The following is a 4337-nucleotide window of genomic DNA, read 5'->3' on the forward strand; positions in this document are numbered from 1 at the left end:
AGTAGATTATTTGTGATGCATATCGTGGAGTTGACAAGAAGGACTGATCGGTTTAGAATTGCCTTGCCCTATTCTCGGTTTGAGGCATAGCCCATTCCTGGATAGAGGATTATATTAGGAGGCAGATACATGGAAGTCAACAGACAGGAATTGGTCAAGGAATTTCAGATCCATGAAAACGACTCCGGTTCAACCGAAGTACAGATTGCAATATTAACCGCAAGAATCAGGCATCTCACCGAGCATCTCAAGAAACATCCAAAGGATTTTCATACCAGAAGAGGACTTCTCAAGCTGGTCGGAAGACGAAGAAAGATGTTGAGATACATAAAGACCAAGAAGCCTGAAGTATATCTGGAACTGATAAGCAAACTCGGGCTGAGAGGTTGATAGAGTAGAAATCGCCGGGAGCGGGATACCGCTCCTTTTTTGCGTGGATTTCACACAGCTGATATAATTGGTTATTTGATGAATTGAAAAAAGAGGTGTTATTGTGAGTTACAAGAGATGGGAAAGGGAATTCTTCGGCCAGAAACTCGTCATAGAAAACGGGAAGATGGCCAAACAGGCTGATGGAGCTGTACTGCTCAAATATGCCGATTCAGTCTTGCTTACTACTGTAAATGGAAATGAAAAGGCTATGCCAGGAACTGACTTTCTACCGCTAACTGTTGAATATCAGGAGAAGTTCTATGCCGCCGGAAAGATTCCGGGTGGATTTCTAAAAAGAGAGAGCAGACCGAGTGACAATGCGGTTCTCTCTGCTCGAATAATTGACAGGCCTATCCGACCTCTCTTCCCTGATGGAATGAGAAACGAGATCCAGGTCATCATAACCGTTCTCTCGGCCGATCCGGACAATCCACCCGACATTTGGGGAATAACGGGCTCTTCACTTGCACTGAATATTTCGCCTATTCCCTTCGAAGGAATCGTTGCCGGAGTTCAGGTTGGTTACGTTGATGGAAAGTACGTTATCTTCCCCTCAGCGGAAGAACTTGACAGATCAGAACTCGATATAGTAGTCGCAGGAACCGAAAACGCAGTTGCGATGGTTGAAGGAGAGGCAAAAGAAGTCTCCGAAGAAGTTATGGTTGGAGCTTTGGAAGCTGCTCATGAAGCAATTAAGTCTCTTGTTGCCTTCCAGAAGGAAATCATAAGCGAGTTCGAGATAGAAAAGTGGGTAGCAGAAATCCCAGTCGCTCCCGAGGGTTTCCTCGAACCATTCAATGCCATGGTAGACAGAGACAAGCTTGCTGAGATTATGCTAACTCCCGGCAAGAAAAACAAAGACAGGGCTCTAAAGACATATAGAGACGAGCTTATCGAACTCTTCACTGAGAAGGCAAAGGAAACTTGGTCAGAAGAAGAGATCGAAGCGAATACTGGTTTTGTGAAAGATCTCTTTCACGACATAGAGAAAGAAGTTATGAGAAAGCGAGTTATCGAAGACGATGTGAGGATGGATGGAAGAAAGCACGACGAGATTCGCCCGATCAACATCGAACTCGATCTTCTGCCCAGAGCCCACGGATCCGCTCTCTTTACGCGTGGAGAGACCCAGAGTCTGGGCATTGTAACTCTAGGTGCGACAATGGATGAGCAAATAGTCGATACAATGTTTGAGGAAGGTTCAAAGTCATTCATGCTCCACTACAACTTCCCTCCATTCAGCACTGGGGAAGTCAAGAGACTGAGAGGCCCCGGTCGCAGGGAGATAGGACACGGACATCTTGCAGAGAGATCACTAAAGAACATCGTTCCCAAAGGTGAGTCTTTCCCATACACTATCAGAGTAGTTTCCGAGGTTTTGGAATCAAACGGCTCCTCTTCAATGGCGACTGTTTGCTCCGGGTCACTCGCTTTGATGGCTGCCGGTGTCCCGATGGAGAAACATGTCGCGGGCGTTGCAATGGGTATGATTCAGGAACCCGAGAAAACTGTCGTTCTCACAGACATTCTTGGAAACGAAGATCACATGGGAGACATGGACTTCAAGGTTACAGGAACGCGAGACGGGATCACAGCCTTCCAGATGGATGTCAAAGTCGCCGGTGTATCCAGCGAAATAATGACAAAGGCGCTTGAACAGGCAAAAACCGCCAGACTCAAGATACTTGATCTCATGTATCAAGCCGTTCCTGCCCCGAGGGAGTACGTCTCCGATTACGCACCAATTATCAGGACCATCAATCTTCCATATGAGAAGATCGGAGAAATCATTGGCCCCGGAGGAAAGGTCATTAAGAGGCTTTCAAGCGACTATGACTCGACAATCTTCATCGATGACGAGAAGTCCCAGGCTAAGATAGTAGGAAGCAATAGAGAGAAGCTCGTCCTGCTTGAGAAGGTCATTGACGCGATAATATCTGAAGTCAAACCCGGACAACTCTTTGAAGGAAAGATAACAAGGGCCGAGGCCTACGGATTCTTTGTGGAGATCGCACCTGGGAAGACAGGACTTCTCCATATTTCGAAGATGGGAGCTAATGGAAAAGACTTCTTGAGAGAGCATAAAGTTGGAGATACTATTGCTGTCGAGATTGCAGGGACAGATCAGATGGGCAAGATCAGTCTAAAGCTTGAAGGCGTGGAAGTGACTGAGGAAAAGAGAAGAGACAATAGAAAGCCCTTTCCAAGAAACGACAGAAATCGAGGAGATAGAAATAGAAAGTAGGTAGTGATGAATAATCAATATATTGAGCTGCCAAACGGTGCAGTAATTATTGGCGAGCGAAAGCAAGAGACGAGGACCGTTTCGATGGCTTTCGCCATGAAGGTAGGTTCCGCTGATGAAGATGATGTCATCAGCGGAGTTTCTCATTTCATAGAGCATGCTCTATTCAAGGGAACTCTAAGAAGAAATGCATTCGAAATTAAGGAACCGATAGAGAGAATAGGTGGTAGTCTCAACGCATACACCGGGAGAGTCTCTACAGTATATTATGCAAAGGTCCCTGACACATATGCTTTGGAAGCTATGGAGATCCTCTTTGATTTGATCACTTCGCCTCGTTTCGATGAAGCGTCCCTGGATCTCGAAAGAGGAGTAATTCTCGAGGAGATAGCCTCTGCCGAAGACGACCCATACGACAGAATATACGACATGACAATTGAAAAAGTATGGGATCGGGATTTCGGAAGGCCTATTCTTGGCTATCACAATACCGTACAAGGTCTACAGAGAACCAATGTAGCCGACTTCTACGGCCACACATATGTGGCAAACAACGCTGTTTTTGCTGTCTCTGGGAATTACGGCGCAGACTTACTGAAGAGCGCTGAAGAAAAACTTCTATCAATGAGGAAAAATGAATCCAAAATCACCCCGAAATCTCCGGTGATTTCGAAAGAGCCATTATGGATCGTTGAAAAAAGAAAAGACCTCCAGCAAGTTCATATACTTCTGACAAGAGACGCGCCGGGTAGAAGGTACAAAGATGACTTCGATGCATTTAAGATTTTCAACACTCTTTTCGGAAGCGGAATGAGTTCCATTCTCTTTCACAACATTCGAGAAGAACTAGGAATGGTATACAATATCAGCTCGGAATTCGTTTCATACGCAGATTCCGGCGCATTCATGATAAATGCTACCACCAGTCCAAAGAATCTCGACAACCTAGTAGATTCTCTGAAAAAGGAAATGGACACCCTTATCGATCGTGGAGTAACTGAGGCCCAGTTCACTTATGGAAAGGAAAGGGCTCGAGGAAAGCTGTTGATGTCTACCGAAGGAACGTTGCTAACTCTAAGCAGATTCCTGGATGATGTGGTGATTTGCGGAAAGCCTGATTCTCTAGAAGATTTGATAACCAGAATAGACCGTCTCACGATTGATGATGTGAATGCTTCGATCAAGAAGTATATTGCTGGAAAATGGAATGTGTCCCTCCTTCTCCCTGAAAAGAAGCAGCGGTCAAGATTCCTTTCAGAAGAGAGCTTCGAAATTTGAGCCAATCCGCATGTATTCACTGAAAGAAGGGCGTTAAGGAAACGAACCTGTAACTTGACAATGGTAAGGGGTACTGGTAGTATAGGAATTGCTGACGCGAAGTTAGCGTTAGCGGTAAGGACGAGCGAGGAAGAAGGGTCATTGAAAAATGGATAGCAATCCAGCGAGTTTCAAAAAAAATGAGTCATGGATGGAGGGTTTGATCCTGGCTCAGGGTGAACGCTGGCGGCGTGCTTGACACATGCAAGTCGAACGGTATGTGGCAACACATAGAGTGGCGAACGGGTGAGTAACACGTGGGAACGTACCTTCTGCAGGGGGATAACTGACCGAAAGGACAGCTAATACCGCATAAGACCGAGAGGAGAAAGGTGCAACAGCA

General features: G+C 45.8%; 3 protein-coding genes and 1 rRNA gene. All 4 read left to right on the plus strand.

Annotation, left to right across the window (positions count from 1 at the left end):
* Positions 1 to 129: 129 nt before the first annotated feature.
* On the plus strand, positions 130 to 390 hold the full coding sequence (gene rpsO / locus B3K42_RS07090; protein WP_099829023.1) for a 30S ribosomal protein S15: 261 nt from the start codon (positions 130 to 132) through the stop codon (positions 388 to 390).
* 103 nt (positions 391 to 493) lie between these two features.
* Positions 494 to 2677, plus strand: a complete 2184-nt coding sequence (locus tag B3K42_RS07095) for a polyribonucleotide nucleotidyltransferase (RefSeq protein ID WP_292597899.1) — start codon at positions 494 to 496, stop codon at positions 2675 to 2677.
* A 6-nt stretch (positions 2678 to 2683) separates the two neighbouring features.
* A complete protein-coding gene (locus B3K42_RS07100; RefSeq protein WP_110989732.1) occupies positions 2684 to 3955 on the plus strand; it encodes a M16 family metallopeptidase in 1272 nt (423 codons plus the stop codon).
* 187 nt (positions 3956 to 4142) lie between these two features.
* Positions 4143 to 4337: ribosomal RNA gene (locus B3K42_RS07105) — 16S ribosomal RNA — on the plus strand; the annotation flags it as partial.

Origin of the sequence: Mesotoga sp. UBA6090, assembly GCF_002435945.1 — a bacterium.
GTDB lineage: Bacteria > Thermotogota > Thermotogae > Petrotogales > Kosmotogaceae > Mesotoga.